General features: G+C 70.2%; 15 protein-coding genes. 7 read left to right on the top strand and 8 right to left on the bottom strand.

Annotation, left to right across the window (positions count from 1 at the left end):
- Positions 1-54: 54 nt before the first annotated feature.
- Both EWH70_RS14145 and EWH70_RS14140 read left to right on the top strand, forming a co-directional pair.
- The gene (locus EWH70_RS14145; RefSeq protein ID WP_130475810.1) at positions 55-1,032 is read left to right on the top strand and encodes an ABC transporter ATP-binding protein; all 978 of its coding nucleotides are present in this window, start codon (positions 55-57) and stop codon (positions 1,030-1,032) included.
- Complete coding sequence (locus EWH70_RS14140) at positions 1,029-1,823, top strand: ABC transporter permease (protein WP_240686974.1); 795 nt, start codon at positions 1,029-1,031, stop codon at positions 1,821-1,823. The genes EWH70_RS14145 and EWH70_RS14140 overlap by 4 nt, the downstream gene beginning before the upstream one ends.
- A gap of 21 nt (positions 1,824-1,844) precedes the next feature.
- On the opposite strand, the gene EWH70_RS14135 is transcribed toward EWH70_RS14140, so the two are convergent.
- A complete protein-coding gene (locus EWH70_RS14135; protein WP_420809058.1) occupies positions 1,845-3,182 on the bottom strand; it encodes a PhoH family protein in 1,338 nt (445 codons plus the stop codon).
- Positions 3,183-3,851: 669 nt separating this feature from the next.
- Here EWH70_RS14135 and EWH70_RS14130 point away from each other — a divergent pair.
- Positions 3,852-4,100 (top strand): hypothetical protein, encoded by a 249-nt coding sequence (locus tag EWH70_RS14130; RefSeq protein ID WP_130475808.1) that lies wholly within the window; start codon positions 3,852-3,854, stop codon positions 4,098-4,100.
- A gap of 57 nt (positions 4,101-4,157) precedes the next feature.
- On the opposite strand, the gene EWH70_RS14125 is transcribed toward EWH70_RS14130, so the two are convergent.
- A complete protein-coding gene (locus EWH70_RS14125; RefSeq protein ID WP_130475807.1) occupies positions 4,158-4,934 on the bottom strand; it encodes an isoprenyl transferase in 777 nt (258 codons plus the stop codon).
- A 95-nt stretch (positions 4,935-5,029) separates the two neighbouring features.
- Here EWH70_RS14125 and trhA point away from each other — a divergent pair, with 95 nt between their 5' ends.
- The gene (gene trhA, locus EWH70_RS14120; protein WP_205669121.1) at positions 5,030-5,707 is read left to right on the top strand and encodes a PAQR family membrane homeostasis protein TrhA; all 678 of its coding nucleotides are present in this window, start codon (positions 5,030-5,032) and stop codon (positions 5,705-5,707) included.
- A 1-nt stretch (position 5,708) separates the two neighbouring features.
- Here the strand turns inward: trhA and EWH70_RS35465 are convergent, their stop codons facing one another.
- From EWH70_RS35465 to EWH70_RS14100, 4 genes are all read right to left on the bottom strand, one after another.
- Positions 5,709-5,873 (bottom strand): hypothetical protein, encoded by a 165-nt coding sequence (locus EWH70_RS35465; RefSeq protein ID WP_165436270.1) that lies wholly within the window; start codon positions 5,871-5,873, stop codon positions 5,709-5,711.
- Positions 5,874-5,923: 50 nt separating this feature from the next.
- On the bottom strand, positions 5,924-6,418 hold the full coding sequence (locus tag EWH70_RS14110; RefSeq protein ID WP_130475806.1) for a DUF3291 domain-containing protein: 495 nt from the start codon (positions 6,416-6,418) through the stop codon (positions 5,924-5,926).
- A 19-nt stretch (positions 6,419-6,437) separates the two neighbouring features.
- Positions 6,438-6,998, bottom strand: a complete 561-nt coding sequence (locus EWH70_RS14105) for a hypothetical protein (protein WP_130475805.1) — start codon at positions 6,996-6,998, stop codon at positions 6,438-6,440.
- Between the two features lie 168 nt (positions 6,999-7,166).
- Entirely contained in the window at positions 7,167-9,176 is a 2,010-nt protein-coding gene (locus EWH70_RS14100; protein WP_130475804.1) for a thioredoxin domain-containing protein, read from the bottom strand.
- Positions 9,177-9,239: 63 nt separating this feature from the next.
- Between EWH70_RS14100 and EWH70_RS14095 the strand changes: the two genes are divergently transcribed.
- Complete coding sequence (locus EWH70_RS14095; RefSeq protein WP_130475803.1) at positions 9,240-10,625, top strand: 3' terminal RNA ribose 2'-O-methyltransferase Hen1; 1,386 nt, start codon at positions 9,240-9,242, stop codon at positions 10,623-10,625.
- A gap of 1 nt (position 10,626) precedes the next feature.
- Entirely contained in the window at positions 10,627-13,179 is a 2,553-nt protein-coding gene (locus tag EWH70_RS14090) for a polynucleotide kinase-phosphatase (protein WP_130475802.1), read from the top strand.
- Between the two features lie 4 nt (positions 13,180-13,183).
- Here the strand turns inward: EWH70_RS14090 and EWH70_RS14085 are convergent, their stop codons facing one another.
- A complete protein-coding gene (locus tag EWH70_RS14085; RefSeq protein ID WP_130475801.1) occupies positions 13,184-13,510 on the bottom strand; it encodes a hypothetical protein in 327 nt (108 codons plus the stop codon).
- Positions 13,507-14,421: a mycothiol conjugate amidase Mca gene (mca, locus tag EWH70_RS14080; RefSeq protein ID WP_130475800.1), complete on the bottom strand. Its 915-nt coding sequence runs from the start codon at positions 14,419-14,421 to the stop codon at positions 13,507-13,509. Before mca ends, EWH70_RS14085 begins: the two co-directional genes overlap by 4 nt.
- Positions 14,422-14,562: 141 nt before the next feature.
- On the opposite strand from mca, the gene EWH70_RS14075 reads away from it, so the two are divergent.
- Positions 14,563-15,024, top strand: a complete 462-nt coding sequence (locus EWH70_RS14075) for a DUF4307 domain-containing protein (protein WP_130475799.1) — start codon at positions 14,563-14,565, stop codon at positions 15,022-15,024.
- The last annotated feature ends 96 nt before the right edge of the window (positions 15,025-15,120 follow it).

Raw genomic sequence — 15,120 nt, 5'->3', positions numbered from 1 at the left:
CTTTGTCCTTTCTGGCCTGGGTTTTCCGTTTGCGGTGCGGCATACGCTGAGGGCGTGACTGACGCCGTTGTCGTGACCGATCTGGTCAAGCGCTACCGCCGCAACGCTCCACTCGCGGTGGACGGGCTGAGTTTCGCCGTGCGCGAGGGCGAGGTGTTCGGCCTGCTCGGCCCGAACGGTGCCGGCAAGACGACGACCGTCGGCGTGCTGACGACCCGCGTGCTGCCGACGTCGGGCTCGGCGTTGATCCACGGCGTCGACGTCGTGCGCACGCCGAGTCCCGCCCGGCAGCTGCTGGCCGTCGTCCCGCAACGCAACAACCTGGACCGCTCGCTCAACATCCGGCAGAACCTGTTGTTCCACGCGCGGTACCACGGGGTCGGGCGTGCGGAGCGGACCCGGCGGGCCGACGAGATCCTGGACCGCATGGGCCTCGCCGATCAGGCGAAGGGGCGCATCGACTTCGTGTCCGGCGGGCAGGCGCAACGCGTCATGATCGCCCGCGCCCTGATGCACCGCCCGAAAGTGCTGTTCCTGGACGAGCCGTCCACCGGGCTGGACCCACAGGCGCGCTTGTTCGTGCACGAACGCGTCGCCGAGCTGCGCGACGAGGGCGTCACGGTCGTACTGACCACACACGACATGGACGAAGCGGGCAAACTGTGCGACCGCATCGGCATCGTCGACCACGGCAAGCTACTCGAACTGGACACCCCCGCCGCGCTGACCCGCTCGCTGCCGGGCAGCACGACCCTGACCGCCACCGTAGGGCTGGGCGACCACAACGGGGACCGGATCGCCACCACACTGTCCGCAGTGGACTCGGTGGAACGGGTCGAGCCGATCGCCGCACAGTCCGCAGAGGACGGCAACGCCCAGTTCCGGCTCTACACGGCGGCGGAACCGTCCGCGGTCCTTCCGTTGGTACTGAAGGAACTCGCGGCACTGGGCTGCGACGTGCACGACCTGTCCATCGGCACCCCGAGCCTGGAGGACGTCTTCATCCACCTGACCGGAAGGGACCTGCGGTGAACCCCCGTGCCGGGGCCGGTGTGGCCACGCGGACGTTCTTCGCCGTGCTGTGGCGGGACATCTTCGTCACCGGACGCGAGCTGGGCCCGTTCCTGGCCCAGGTGATCATCCAGCCGTTCTTCATGCTCTTCATCTTCGGCGTGGTGCTCACCGGGATCGGCTACGTGCAGGGCGACTTCGTGCAGATCCTGCTGCCGGGAATCGTCGCGCTGAACGGGTTCCTCGGCGCCCTCCAGAACACGACCATGCCGTTGGTGATGGACTTCTCCTGGACGCGGGAGATCGAGGACCGCCTGCTCGCACCGTTGCCTATCCCGCTGGTCGCCATCGAGAAGATGGTGTTCGGTGCGCTGCGCGGGGTGCTCGCGGCACTGCTGATGATCCCGGTCGGGTTCATCATCCTCGACGGCGTGCACTGGCCGGCGTCGGCGTGGCCCGCGATGCTCGGGCTGATCGTGCTCGGCTCACTGGTCGGCGCGGCCATCGGCATGACGATCGGCACCCTGGTCACGCCGCGCCGGATCAACATCATGTTCGCGGTGATCCTGGTGCCGCTGATGTTCACCGGCTCCACCCAGTTCCCCTGGGCAGAACTGCACAACCTGCGCTGGTTCCAGGTCGTCTGCGCGCTGAACCCGCTGACCTACGTCAGCGAGGGCATGCGGGACGTGCTGCTCGGCGGCACCGTGCGGGCGATCCCGCTGTGGATCGACCTGCTGGTCATCGCCGGGTCGATCGGGCTGTTCGGCGCCATCGGCATCAAGGGCTTCCTGCGCCGCGCCCTCGACTGAGGGCGCGGCGGCAGGCCGCGGTTACCCGTGGTCCTCCAGCATCTCGGTGACCAGCGCGGCGATCGGCGAGCGCTCCGAACGGGTCAGCGTGACGTGAGCGAACAGCGGGTGGCCCTTGAGCTTCTCGATCACCGCCGAGACGCCGTCGTGCCGTCCGACCCGCAGGTTGTCACGCTGGGCGACGTCGTGCGTGAGCACCACCCGCGAGGCCGTGCCCAGCCGCGACAGCACGGTGAGCAGCACGTTGCGCTCCAGCGACTGGGCCTCGTCGACGATGACGAACGCGTCGTGCAGCGAGCGCCCGCGGATGTGGGTGAGCGGCAGGACCTCCAGCATGTCCCGGTCGATGACCTCGTCCAGGACGTTCTCGCTGACCAGCGCGCCGAGCGTGTCGTAGACCGCCTGCGCCCACGGCTGCATCTTCTCGCTCTCCGAGCCGGGCAGGTAGCCGAGATCCTGCCCGCCGACCGCGTACACCGGCCGGAAGACGACGACCTTGCGGTGTGCCCGGCGTTCCATGACCTGCTCCAGGCCTGCGCACAGGGCCAGCGCCGACTTACCGGTGCCCGCCCGGCCGCCCAGCGACACGATGCCGACGTCCGGGTCGAGCAGCAGGTCGAGCGCGACCCGCTGCTCGGCGGACCGGCCGTGCAGGCCGAACGCCTCGCGGTCGCCGCGGACCAGCCGCACCTTCTTGTCCGCGGTGACCCTGGCCAGAGCGCTGGAGCTGCCGGACAGTAGCCGCAACCCGGTGTGGCAGGGCAGTTCGGACAGTTCGGGCAGGTCGTAGTCGAGTGGATCGACCGGGCCGTCCGCGAACAGGGCGTCGACGAGGTCGCTGCCCACTTCGAAGTCGGCCATACCGGTCCAGCCGGACGGGGTGACGTCCTGCGCCCGGTACTCGTCGGCGTCGAGGCCGACGGCGCCGGCCTTGACCCGCAACGGGATGTCCTTGGTGATGAGGGTGACTGCGTGAAGCTCGACCGCGAGGTTCAGCGCGCAGGCCAGGATCCGGTGGTCGTTGGAGTCCGTCCGGAAGCCCGGCGGCAGCACCGTCGGGTCCGAGTGGTTGAGCTCGACGTGCAGGGTGCCGCCGTCGGTGCCGATAGGCACCGGAGCGTCCAGGCGCCCGTGCTGACGCCGCAGGTCGTCGAGCAATCGCAACGACTCGCGGGCGAACCAGCCCAGCTCGGGGTGATGCCGCTTCGCCTCCAACTCACTGATCACGACCAGCGGAAGCACCACCGCGTGCTCGGCGAACCGGGTCACCGCCCACGGGTCGGAGAGCAGAACCGACGTGTCGAGCACGTAGGTGCAGCGCTGAACAGGGGATGAATTCGACGCTTTCTCAGTGCCGATGGCACTGGTCGAGGAACGGCCGGAGGCCTTACGGGGCAAACGCTGCGCAGTCACGACGGCATCTCCCTCGTGGGCGTGGCACCACGCCCGCACTCGCTGGGCCGGGCACCGCCCTGGTTGGTCCGCTCTCCCCGACGCCGGAGCGTCAGCTCATGCGGCCACAAGGGCCGGGTGCCGGCCCCCTCGTGCGTATCGTGAACGGCTTCGCCGTTCCCTCTACCACTGCCACGACCAGGGCCTCCCGCGATGGCCCGCCTGGGTTCGCGGTCCATCACCTTCGGAAGCTACCTGCGCATCCGGAATCGTGCAGGCAGCCACACAGGTGATTCGCCGATTCGTCATCTCACCGTCAGTCGTCCGACACAGGCCGTGACCGTCCGTGATCGACCACCCGGTCGAGCTGGCCCATTCGTATTGCCCTCACCGATACGATCTACAAAACCGACTCCGGAAACTGAATTACCGGCGCTTTAACACGCGTCAGAGAATGGCGCACGGCCGAATTAGAAATGGCCGCTGAACCGGGTGATCAATAGCCCGAACGGCTCACACAATCGTGTAACCGAACGGTCACGATGCCCTGCTGAGGGGTACTTTTCGAGGCGAGGGACACACCGGATCGTCGGTAACTCCCCCGTTTCCCATTCCCGACAACAGGAGTGTGCGACAGTGCTGAAGAAGGCTGGTTTTGTGGCCGCCACCGCAGTTGGCCTGATGATGGTCGGTGGAACAGCGTTCGCGGCCCCGGCATCCCCGGCCGGCGACGGCGACGGAGGCGTCACCTTCGAAGAGGCTTACTACACGTTCATCGAAGGCGGCGGCGCACTCGGTTACGGTGCTGCCTCCCTGGTGGCGGGCGCCTACACCGGTATCGCCACGACCCCCGCGCTGATCCTCGGCTCGTTCGACGAACACTGAGCGACTGACGCCAAGAAAAGGGGCCCGGACACCCGTCCGGGCCCCTTTTCTCGCTGTTCAGGCGCCGTATCGCCGGTGCCGCCACGCGTAGTCACGCAACGCACGCAGGAAGTCCACCCGCCGGAACGCGGGCCAGTACGCCTCGGTGAACCAGAACTCCGAGTGCGCCGACTGCCAGAGCAGGAAACCGGACAGCCGCTGCTCCCCCGACGTCCGGATGATGAGATCCGGGTCGGGCTGGCCCGAGGTGTACATGTGCTCGGAGATGTGGTCGACGTCGAGCACCTTCGCCAGCTCGCGGATCGAGGTGCCCTCGTCGGCGTGCTGGAGCAGCAGCTTCTTGACGGCGTCGGCGATCTCCTGCCGCCCGCCGTAGCCGACGGCGACGTTGACCTCCATGCCGGTGCGCCCCTCGGTCCGCTCGGCGGCGCCCCGCAGCCGCGCCGCCGTCTCCGCGGGCAGCAGGTCCAGCGCGCCCACGATGCGCAGCCGCCACGGCATCGGCGCGGCCGCCAGCTCGTCCACGACGTCCGGGATGATCTCCAGCAGGGCCTCGACCTCCTCGGAGGCTCTGCCGAGGTTGTCGGTCGAGAGCAGCCACATCGTGACGACCTCGACGTTCGCCTCCTGGCACCAGAGCAGGAAGTCGGCGATCTTCTTGGCGCCGAACCGGTGACCGTCGGCGACGTCGGTGAACCCGGCCTCCCGCGCCCAGCGGCGGTTGCCGTCCAGCATGATCGCGATGTGCCGGGGATGACGGCCCTTGGCCTGCTGGATCAGGCGCCGCCCGTACACGCTGTAGACGACGTCGGAGAGGAACTTCCGGAGCTTCACGTCAGAGCAGGGTACGCGCGGGCGTCCCGGCCGCCGCCGTGGGACTCGCCACGGAACAACGGGAATCCAACCTACGGTGCCGTAGCCTGGGGACTGTGAGCCTTGCGACCGACACCGCCCCGGCCCCAGGCCCCGAGAGCCGGCCGCGACTGCGCGGACACATCCACTTCTGGTCCTTCTTCGGCTCCGTGGCGGCAGCCGCGGTGCTCATCTCGCTGGCCGCCTCGACGGTGTCGGGGCTGGCCGCGCTGGCCACCTCCGTCTACGGACTGACGGTGCTCGGTGTGTTCGGCGTCAGCGCCCTGTACCACCGGCGCATCTGGAGCCCGGCGGCGTACAAATGGATGAAGCGTGCCGACCACTCGATGATCTTCCTGTTCATCGCGGGCACGTACACACCGTTCAGCCTGCTGGCGATGTCGCAGTCGACCGGGTACATCGTCCTGAGCGTGGTCTGGGGCGGCGCGGTGCTCGGCGTGACGATGAAGCTGTTCTGGCCCGGCGCACCCCGCTGGCTCGGGGTGCCGATCTACATCGCGCTCGGCTGGGTGGCCATCTTCGTGCTGCCCGAGCTGCTGGCCCACGCCGGCGTCGCCGCTCTCGTTCTGTTGCTGGTCGGCGGCCTGTTCTACACGGCAGGGGCGATCTTCTACGCGACCAAGTGGCCCAACCACTGGCCGGACACGTTCGGTTACCACGAGTACTTCCACGCCTGCACGGTCCTGGCCGCCGCGTCGCACTACATCGCGATCTGGCTGGCCATGTACCCCTAGGTCACAGCACGATGCCATGACCAGCCAGCGCGACGACCTGCCCGTGTTGGTCATCGACGGCGCCGACTTCGTCGACCTTCCCGGTTTCACCCAGGAGTTGTCCCGTGCCGCACTCGGTCACGAGGCGACGATCCGGCGGCTGGAGCAGCTGCTCCGCACCTGCCATCCGGCCAATCGCGAATCCGGCGACGGCATCCTCCTGGAGCTGGCCCTGATCTACGCTCGGCAGTACCAGTCCTCCTCCGACGCCTGCACCTCGGCGCCGGGCGCGGGAAACGGCTGGCGGAACGTGAAGGCCCACGGGGTGGGTCCGTGCTCGCGCAGGTGATCCAGCCGCTGTTCGGCCTCCGCCACCGTCGGACGGTGGCCCGCTGGCACCCACCACAGCACCATGTGCGGCCGCCCCAGCCTCTCGAAGCCCTCGCGCTTGCGCCGCAAGACGGCCAGGTGCTCGGGGTTGCGGTAGGCGAAGTCGGCCAGCGCCTCGATCGACGCCCAGGTCGACATGTTGACGATGATCCGATCGTCTCCGAAGGCACGGACAGCCGTGGCGTCACCGTCCTCGGTCTGCAGCCGCCAGCGGAAGCCGGGGGCCGCGTCGGCGACGGCATTGACCGGCTCCAGCGCGTCCACGAACCACTTCAGCTCCGGCTGCGTCAGCGGAACCGTCGGCAGGGCGATGTTGACCTGTGCGATCTCCCAGCTGTCCATAACGAAATTATATGGGCACCTAGGCCAGATCGGGCCCCTTCGCGCGCAGGTCATCGACCTTCGACATGGCCTCGCGTAGCTCGGTCAGCCACGTGTCGGCGTGCTCGCCGACCAGCCGGACCGCCCAGGCCAGCGCCTCCGAACGCGACCGCGCCACACCCGAGTCGACCAGCGTGTCCAGCACCAGCCGTTCCGGCTGCCGCAGCCGGGTCATCACCGGTGCCGACACCGTGGTGAACAACTCCCGCGTGCTGCCCAGCCGGGCGCCCCAGGACACCTTCCGGCGGTAGCGGTGCTCGGCCTGCCGCGCGATCTCGATGCGGTCGTCGCGAGTCTGCTCGCGGAACCGGCTGATCCGGCCGGACTCGGCCGCGGCCCGGCCTGCCTCGTCGTACTCGCCGTCGAGCGGCGGCAGCTCACCGACGACCAGGATCTCCTCCCGGTCGACTGTCACCGACGGCTTCCCGGTGAACCACTCGTCCGGCAGCCTGCCGCCGAACCAGTCGGCCGCGTCGTCCGCGGGCGGCACCTCCGCCTGCTGCCAGCCGCCTCTTCCACCACTTCGCCAGCCACGCCCCATTGCCCTCACCTCGCTGATTACATGATTACGTCTATACACAAGCTACGCCTGCGTCGAGGTGATCGGTACGGCTTTCACTCCGAGCGAACCTGAGCGGGCCCCAAAGCACGTGAAGGCCCCCTTCATTACGTCTGACGTGGTGAAGGTGGCCTTCACGAGCTTGAGGGCTCAGACCAGGGCGGCGGTCAGATCGTCGACGCTGGTGACCGGGCGGTCGCACACGTAGCCACGGCAGACGTAGGCCGCCGCACCGCCGTCGACCAGCGGGCGGTCCGCCAGCAGCGGCACGCCCTCGGCGTCCGGCGCCCCGGCGAGCACGATGCCGCCGCCGTGAACCTCCCGCGCGGCCTCCCGCAGCAGGCCGGCACGGCTGGCGGCGTCCGGGCCGACGACGGCCACCTGCACCGGCCCGGACAGCAGGGCCTCCGCGACGGACAACCAGTTTCCCGCGAACCTCGGCACCCGCGCGGCCAGCAGGCCGGCGCGGCCAACGGCCAGTTCGGCCTCCTCGCGGTAGCGACCTGCCCGTTCGGGACCCGCCAGCGCGGACGCCGTCAGCAACGCGGCGGCCAGGGCCGACGCGCCGGACGGGCTGGCGTTGTCGGCGACGTCGGCCGGCCGGTGCACCAGCACCTCGGCATCGTCAGCCGTGTCGTGGTACGCGCCGGGCTGCCCCTCGACGGCGAACCGTTCCAGTGCGACGTCCAGCAGGCCCGTCGCCTCGGTCAGCCAGCGGCCGTCCGACGTCGCCTGGTGCAACGCCAGCAAACCCTCGGCCAGGCAGCCGTAGTCGTCGAGTACGCCAAGCGCGTCACCCACGGCACCGTCCCGCGAACTGCGCCGCAGCCTTCCGTCGACGACATGCGCCGACAGCAGGAAATCCGCAGCCGCGACGGCGGCCTCCACCCACTGTGGACGGTCCAGCGCGACGCCGGCCTCGGCCAGCGCGGTGATCGCCAGACCGTTCCAGGCGGCGATCACCTTGTCGTCGCGGGCGGGCTGCGGACGTGCCGCACGGGCCTCCAGCAGCGCCGCACGCACCCGCTCCCAGCGGGCCGGGTCGTCCGGATCGAACCGCATCTGCAGCGTGGACGCGCCCTCCTCGAACGTCCCGGCCTCGGTGACCGACAGCAGTTCCGCCGCCCACCGGCCGTCCTCCGCACCGAGCACGTCGACCAGCTGCGCGGGTGTCCACACGTAGGTCAGACCTTCGACGCCGTCCGTGTCGGCGTCCAGCGAGGCTGCGAAGCCGCCCTGCTCGGTCCGCAGCCCCCGCAGCAGGAACCCGGCCGTCTCCTCGGCGACCCGCTGCGCCAGCGGCAGTCCCGAGCCACGCGCGACGTGCGCGTAGACACGCAGCAGCAAGGCGTTGTCGTACAACATTTTCTCGAAGTGCGGCACCACCCAGTCCGCGTCCACCGAGTATCGCGCGAAGCCGCCTGCGAGCTGGTCGTACAGCCCGCCCCGCGCCATGGCGTCCATCGTCGGCTGCAGGACGGCCAGCGCCTTACCCGATCCGGTGCGCTCGTGGTGCCGCAGCAGGAACTCCAGCACCATCGACGGCGGGAACTTCGGCGCGGAGCCGAATCCGCCGCGTTCCCGGTCCACCTCGCCGTGCAGGGTCTCGACCGCCGCGGCCAGCACGTCGGCGTCCACAGTGGACGAATCGAGTGGACCGGTGTTGCTGGCGATGTGCTCGACCATCTTCGCCGCGCCGGTCCGCAGCTCGTCCGGCCGCTGCTGCCACGCCTCCGCGACCGCGACGAGCAGCTGCGGGAACGACGGCATGCCCGGCCGGGGCGTCGGCGGGTAGTACGTGCCGCAGTGGAACGGCGTGCCCTCCGGCGTGAGGAAGCACGTCATCGGCCAGCCGCCGTGGCCGGTCATCGCCTGCGTCGCGGTCATGTAGACCGCGTCGATGTCCGGCCGCTCCTCCCTGTCCACCTTGATGTTGACGAAGTGCGCGTTCATCAGCGTCGCGGTGTTCTGGTCCTCGAACGACTCGTGTGCCATCACGTGGCACCAGTGACACGCCGCGTAACCCACCGACAGCAGGATCGGCACGTCGCGGCGCTTCGCCTCCGCCAGCGCCTCGGGGCCCCACGGCCACCAGTCGACCGGATTGTCCGCGTGCTGCAACAGGTACGGGCTGGTCGCGGCGGCGAGTCGGTTGGCCATGTACCAAGCCTCTCATGCCGAAAACCACCTGTGCCGCAAAGGTAGGTCCGGCACACTGACCGGGTGCTACTGACGATCACCACCACCCACCGGCCCGCGACCGACCTCGGGTTCCTGCTGTTCAAGCATCCCGAGCGGACCCGGTCGGTCACGCTGTCGGCCGGGCGCGCGCACGTGTTCTTCCCGCGCGCCACCGAGACCGAGTGCACGGCGGCGCTGCAGGTGGAGGTCGACTCGGTGGCGCTGGTGCGCGGCGACCGCGCCCAGCTCACCCAGTACGTCAACGACCGTCCGTACGCCGCGGGCTCACTCCTCGCCGTCGCGCTGCGCACGGCGTTCGGCACCGCGATGAAGGGCCGCTGCGACCAGCGTCCGGAACTGGCCGAAACCCCGCTCCCGCTGCGGATCCGGGTTCCGTCGCTGACCGCCCGCGGCGGCGCCGACCTGACCCGGCGGCTGTTCGAGCCGCTCGGCTGGCAGGTCACGGCGATCCCCGTACCACTGGACCCGGAGTTCCCCGAATGGGGTGAATCTCGTTATGTCGACCTGACGCTGGACGGCACGCTGCGGCTGGCCGACGCGCTCCGGCACCTGTACGTGCTGCTGCCGGCGCTGGACGGCGGCAAGCACTACTGGATCGGTCAGGACGAAGCCGACAAGCTGCTCCGCGTCGGCGAGGGCTGGCTGGCGGCGCATCCGGAGCGCGAGCTGATCACCCACCGCTACCTGGTGCACCGCAGGCCCATCGTCGACTACGCGCTGGAGCGGCTGGCCGAGGCCAGCGACCTTCCCGACGCGCTGGCCGAGCCGGAGATCACCGAGGCACCGGACCAGCCGGTGCCGCTGGCCGTGCAGCGGCAGGGCAGCGTGCTCGCGGTGCTGCGCGCGGCGGGTGCCCGGCGCGTGCTCGACCTCGGCTGCGGCGGCGGCGCGCTGCTGAAGGTGCTGATGGGCGAGCCGTCGTTCACCGAGATCGTCGGGCTCGACGTCTCGGCCCGCGCACTCGACGTCGCCGAGCGGAAGCTGCGGCTGGACCGCCTGCCGGAGCACAGCCGTTCGCGGATCAGCCTGCGGCAGTCGGCACTGACCTACGCCGACCCGTCGCTGACCGGCTACGACGCTGCCGTGCTGATGGAGGTCATCGAGCACATCGACCAGGAGCGGCTGCCCGCGATGGAGCATGCCGTGTTCGGCGTGGCCCGGCCGGGCACGGTCGTCGTCACCACCCCCAACTCGGAGTACAACGTGCGGTTCGAGGCCCTGCCCGCCGGCCACTTCCGGCACAGCGATCACCGGTTCGAGTGGACGCGTGCCCAGTTCCGCGAGTGGGCCGACGGCGTGGCCACGCGCCGCGACTATGCCGTCCGGTACCTGCCGGTCGGTACCGACGACCCAGAGGTCGGCTCGCCGACCCAGCTCGCCGTGTTCACCGCGAAGGAGGTGGCGTGAGATGCGTCTGTCCATTCCGGACAAGTCCCTGGTCGTGCTGATCGGCGCGTCGGGCTCGGGCAAGTCCACGTTCGCCCGCACCCACTTCGCGCCGACGCAGGTGCTGTCCAGCGACGCCTTCCGCGGCATGGTCGCCGACGACGAGAACGACCAGTCCGCCTCCGCCGACGCGTTCGACGCCCTGCACTACGTCGCGGGCAAGCGGCTGGCCGCCGGCCGGGTGACGGTCATCGACGCGACGAACGTCCAGCGAGCTGCCCGCGCACCGCTGGTCGCGCTGGCGAAGGAACACGATGTGCTGCCCACGGCGATCGTGCTCGACCTGCCGGAGAAGGTGTGCGTCGAACGCACCGAGGCGCGGCCCGACCGCGACTTCGGTGCCGCCGTCGTCCGCAGGCACCGCAACGACCTGCGCCGATCGCTGAAGTTCCTGCAGCGCGAGGGTTTCCGGCACGTGCACGTGCTGCGAACCGAACAGGAGGTCGCCGAGGCCGAGATCGTCGTCGAGCCCCTGTTCAACGACCGGCGCGACCTCACCGGTCCGTTCGACGTCATCGGCGACGTGCACGGCTGCCGCGAGGAACTGGAGGACCTGCTCACCGAGCTGGGTTACGTACTGGAGCGCGACGCCGCCGGCCTGGCCGTCGACGCCGCGCACCCCGCCGGGCGCACCGCGTTCTTCGTCGGCGACCTCGTCGACCGCGGACCGGACACCCCCGGCGTCCTGCGGCTGGTCATGGGCATGGTCGCGTCCGGCAACGCGATGTCGGTACGCGGCAACCACGAGGAGAAGCTCGTCCGCGCGCTGAAGGGCAAGCAGGTGCGGATCGGGCACGGCCTGGCCGAGTCGCTGGACCAGCTGAAGGCGGCGGGCGAGGAGTTCACCGCACGGGCACTGGACTTCTGTGACGGGCTGATCGCGCACTACGTCCTCGACGGCGGCAAGCTGGTCATCGCACACGCCGGGCTGCCCGAGCGGTTCCACGGCCGGGCGTCCGGCCGCGTGCGCAGCACGGCGATGTACGGGCAGACCAACGGCGAGACCGACGAGTACGGCCTGCCGGTGCGGTACCCGTGGGCCAACGAGTACCGCGGCCAGGCGACCGTCCTCTATGGACACACGCCGATTCCCGAGGTGGAGTGGGTCAACAACACGCTGTGCCTGGACACCGGCTGCGTGTTCGGCGGCAAGCTGACCGCGCTGCGGTACCCGGAGCGGGAAATCGTCGCGGTCGCCGCACGCAAGGTCTGGTACGAGCCGGTCAAGCCGCTGCTGCCGGCGTCCGAACTACCCGAGCCCGCACAGGCGCGGCGGGAGCCCGCCGTGCTGGAACTGGCCGACGTCACCGGCAAGCGGGTGCTGCAGACGCGTCACCACGGCCGGATCACCGTGTCCGCCGAGCAGTCGGCGGCCGCGCTGGAGGTGATGAGCCGGTTCGCCGTCGACCCCCGGTGGCTGCTGTACCTGCCGCCGACCATGGCGCCCAGCTCGACGGCGGACCGCGACGGCTACCTGGAGTACCCGGAGCAGGCGTTCGCCGACTTCCGCACGGCCGGTGTGCAGGAGGTCGTCTGCCAGGAGAAGCACATGGGCTCGCGGGCGGTGCTGCTGGTCTGCCGCGACGAGTCGGTCGCCCCTGCCAGGTTCGGCATCGAGGGCGGCGGCGTGGTGTACACCCGCACCGGGCGGGCATTTCTGCCTGCCGCGCTGGAGGCGGAACTGCTTGCCAGGGTCCGTGCGGCGGCGACGTCGGCCGGGCTGTGGGACGAGCTGTCCACCGGCTGGCTGCTGCTCGACGCGGAGCTGATGCCGTGGAGCCTCAAGGCGGAGTCGCTGCTCATCGAGCAGTACGCCGCGGTCGGAGCGGCCGCGAACGCGGTGCTGCCGGTGGCGGCCACCGAGCTGGAGGCGGCCGCGGCCCGTGGGGTCGACGTGGGTGAGCTGCTCGGCAGGACCCGCACCCGGGAGTCCACCGCGGCGGCGTTCCGGTCCGCCTACCGGCGGTACTGCTGGCAGACCGACGGCCTGGCCGGGGTGCGGCTGGCGCCGTTCCAGGTGCTTGCCTCGGAGGGTGCGGCACACCACGAACGGCCGCACGCGTGGCACCTGGCGTTGCTGGACCGGCTGGCCGCGGCCGACCCGGACCTTGTCGCGCCGACCGCGACCAGGACGGTCGACACCACCGACCCCGGCGCCGTCGCCGAGGCGGCGGGCTGGTGGGAGGAGCTGACCGCGGCGGGCGGCGAGGGCATGGTCGTCAAGCCGGCGGGCAACCTCACCAGGGGCGGCAAGGGCCTGGTCCAGCCCGGGCTGAAGGTGCGGGGACGGGAGTACCTGCGGATCATCTACGGCCCGGACTACACGCTGCCGGAGAACCTGAGCAGGCTCCGGGACAGGGGTCTGGGCCGCAAGCGGGCGCTGGCGCTGCGGGAGTACGCGCTGGGTCTGGAGGCGCTCGACCGCGTCGCCAGGGGCGAGCCGCTGTGGCGGGTGCACGAGTGCGTGTTCGCCGTGCTCGCGCTGGAGTCGGACCCGGTCGATCCGCGGTTGTGAACCGCTAGGTCTTGCGGGGCGGCTCGGCCTCCGCCGGTTCGGTCTCGGCGGCGGGGGCCGGGTCGTCGGCCTTGCCGGTCTCGGCCTCCTGCTCGGGCTTCGGTTCCTCGGAGTCGAAGCTCGCCGGCACGCGCTTGAGGTGCTTGGTCATCGAGCGGACCAGGAACGCCACCGCGATCAGGAACAGAATCAACACCAGCAGGCCGACGGGCGAGGACTTGCCGAAGTCCTCGCCCTGCCCGCCGTTGTCGCCGGAACCGGGCTGCTGGGCCAGCACGACGGCGACCGTCGTGACCGGCTCGGCAACCGGTGCCGGCAGGGCCAAACTCATGTCTCCACCTTCTCCGTCTCTACGCTCTCGCTGACCCGGACGCCCGCGAACAGGTCGTCCTCCGGCAGCGTGCTGTCCACCAGCGAGCGGACCAGCTCGTACTCCTCCGTCGGCCACACCTCGCGCTGCAGGTCGAGCGGGATCACGAACCACCGGCTGTTCGGGTCGATCTGGGTGGCGTGGGCACGCAGGGCGTCGTCGCGGACCTCGAAGTAGTCGGCGCACTCGACCTGCGTGGTGACCCGCTCCATCACGTCGGGACGCTCCGGATCCCAGTTCTTCAGCCACTCCTCGTACGGCGACTCCAGGCCCCTGGCCAGCATGCCGTCGTGCAGCTTCTGCATCCGGGTGCGGGCGAAGCCGTGCGAGTAGTACAGCTTCAGCGCCTGCCACGGCTCGCCGGCCTCCGGATAGCGGTCCGGGTCGGCGGCCGCGTCGAACGCGGCGACGCTGATCTCGTGGCAGCGGATGTGGTCCGGGTGCGGGTAGCCGCCGTTCTCGTCGTAGGTGACGATCACGTGCGGGCGGAACTCACGGATGGCCTCGACCAGCGCCTCCGTCGACTCCTCCAGCGGCACCAGCGCGAAGCAGCCCTCCGGCAGCGGCGGCAGCGGGTCGCCCTCGGGCAGGCCCGAGTCGACGAAGCCCAGCCACCGGTGCTGCACCCCCAGGATCTTCGCCGCGCGAGCCATCTCCTCCCTGCGGATGGCCGTCATGTTCTCCAGCACCTCTGGCCGGTCCATCGCCGGGTTCAGGATGCTGCCCGCCTCGCCTCCCGTGCAGGTCACGACCATGACCTCGGCGCCTTCCGCCACGTAGCGCGCCATGGTGGCCGCGCCCTTGCTCGACTCGTCGTCGGGGTGCGCGTGCACCGCCATCATGCGCAGTCCGGCTCTGGCCGACTGAGACATCACCGACAGGGTCCCTTCTGTTCGCTTCGTGGTCCGCTTCCCCCAACAACCCCCGCCGGGCTCCCCAACATTCCGGGCGCGGATACTCGGACTCGTCCTCATTGTCCTCGCGACCCCGACGAGATCGCCCGGAGGCCCGGTTTGCGCACCGAATCCGCCCCGCCGGAAGCGGGTCCGACGCTGCCGGAGGGCCGCTACGGACGGTCACGGCGCCGGACAGGCACACCGACGAAGCGCTGGCAGCGGGTACTGGCCGGAGCGGCCGCGGTGGCGTTCGGCGGCGTGCTGACCTACGTCGCGTACCAGAACCTGGGCTCGACGCCGATCGAGGCACAGCGGCTCGGCTTCGCGGAGCAGCCGGGGCCCGCGCCGGCGATGTCGATCACGATCGACGTGACGAGGGACGAACCGGCCAAACCGGGGGTTTGCATCGTCCGAGTGCGTGACATTTCGGGTGCGGAGAGTGGTCGCCGTGAGGTCTACGTCCCACCTGGCGAGACGAGTACCGTGATCACCAGCGTCGTCCAGAGCATGACACGCCCGGTCACAGCCGATGTGTTCGGCTGCTCATACTCTGTACCAGAGTATTTGTCAAGGCCCTAGCGGCCAACGGGGTGAACCGGGCGACCAGCGTCCGTCGAGCGACCACGAGGGCGGCATTCGAACGCCTGGTCGTGCTACCCTGTTCTACCGGCACGG

Source organism: Amycolatopsis suaedae, from assembly GCF_004214935.1.
GTDB classification, from domain to species: Bacteria; Actinomycetota; Actinomycetes; order Mycobacteriales; family Pseudonocardiaceae; genus Amycolatopsis; species Amycolatopsis suaedae.
This window is presented reverse-complemented; position numbering and strand designations above follow the sequence as displayed.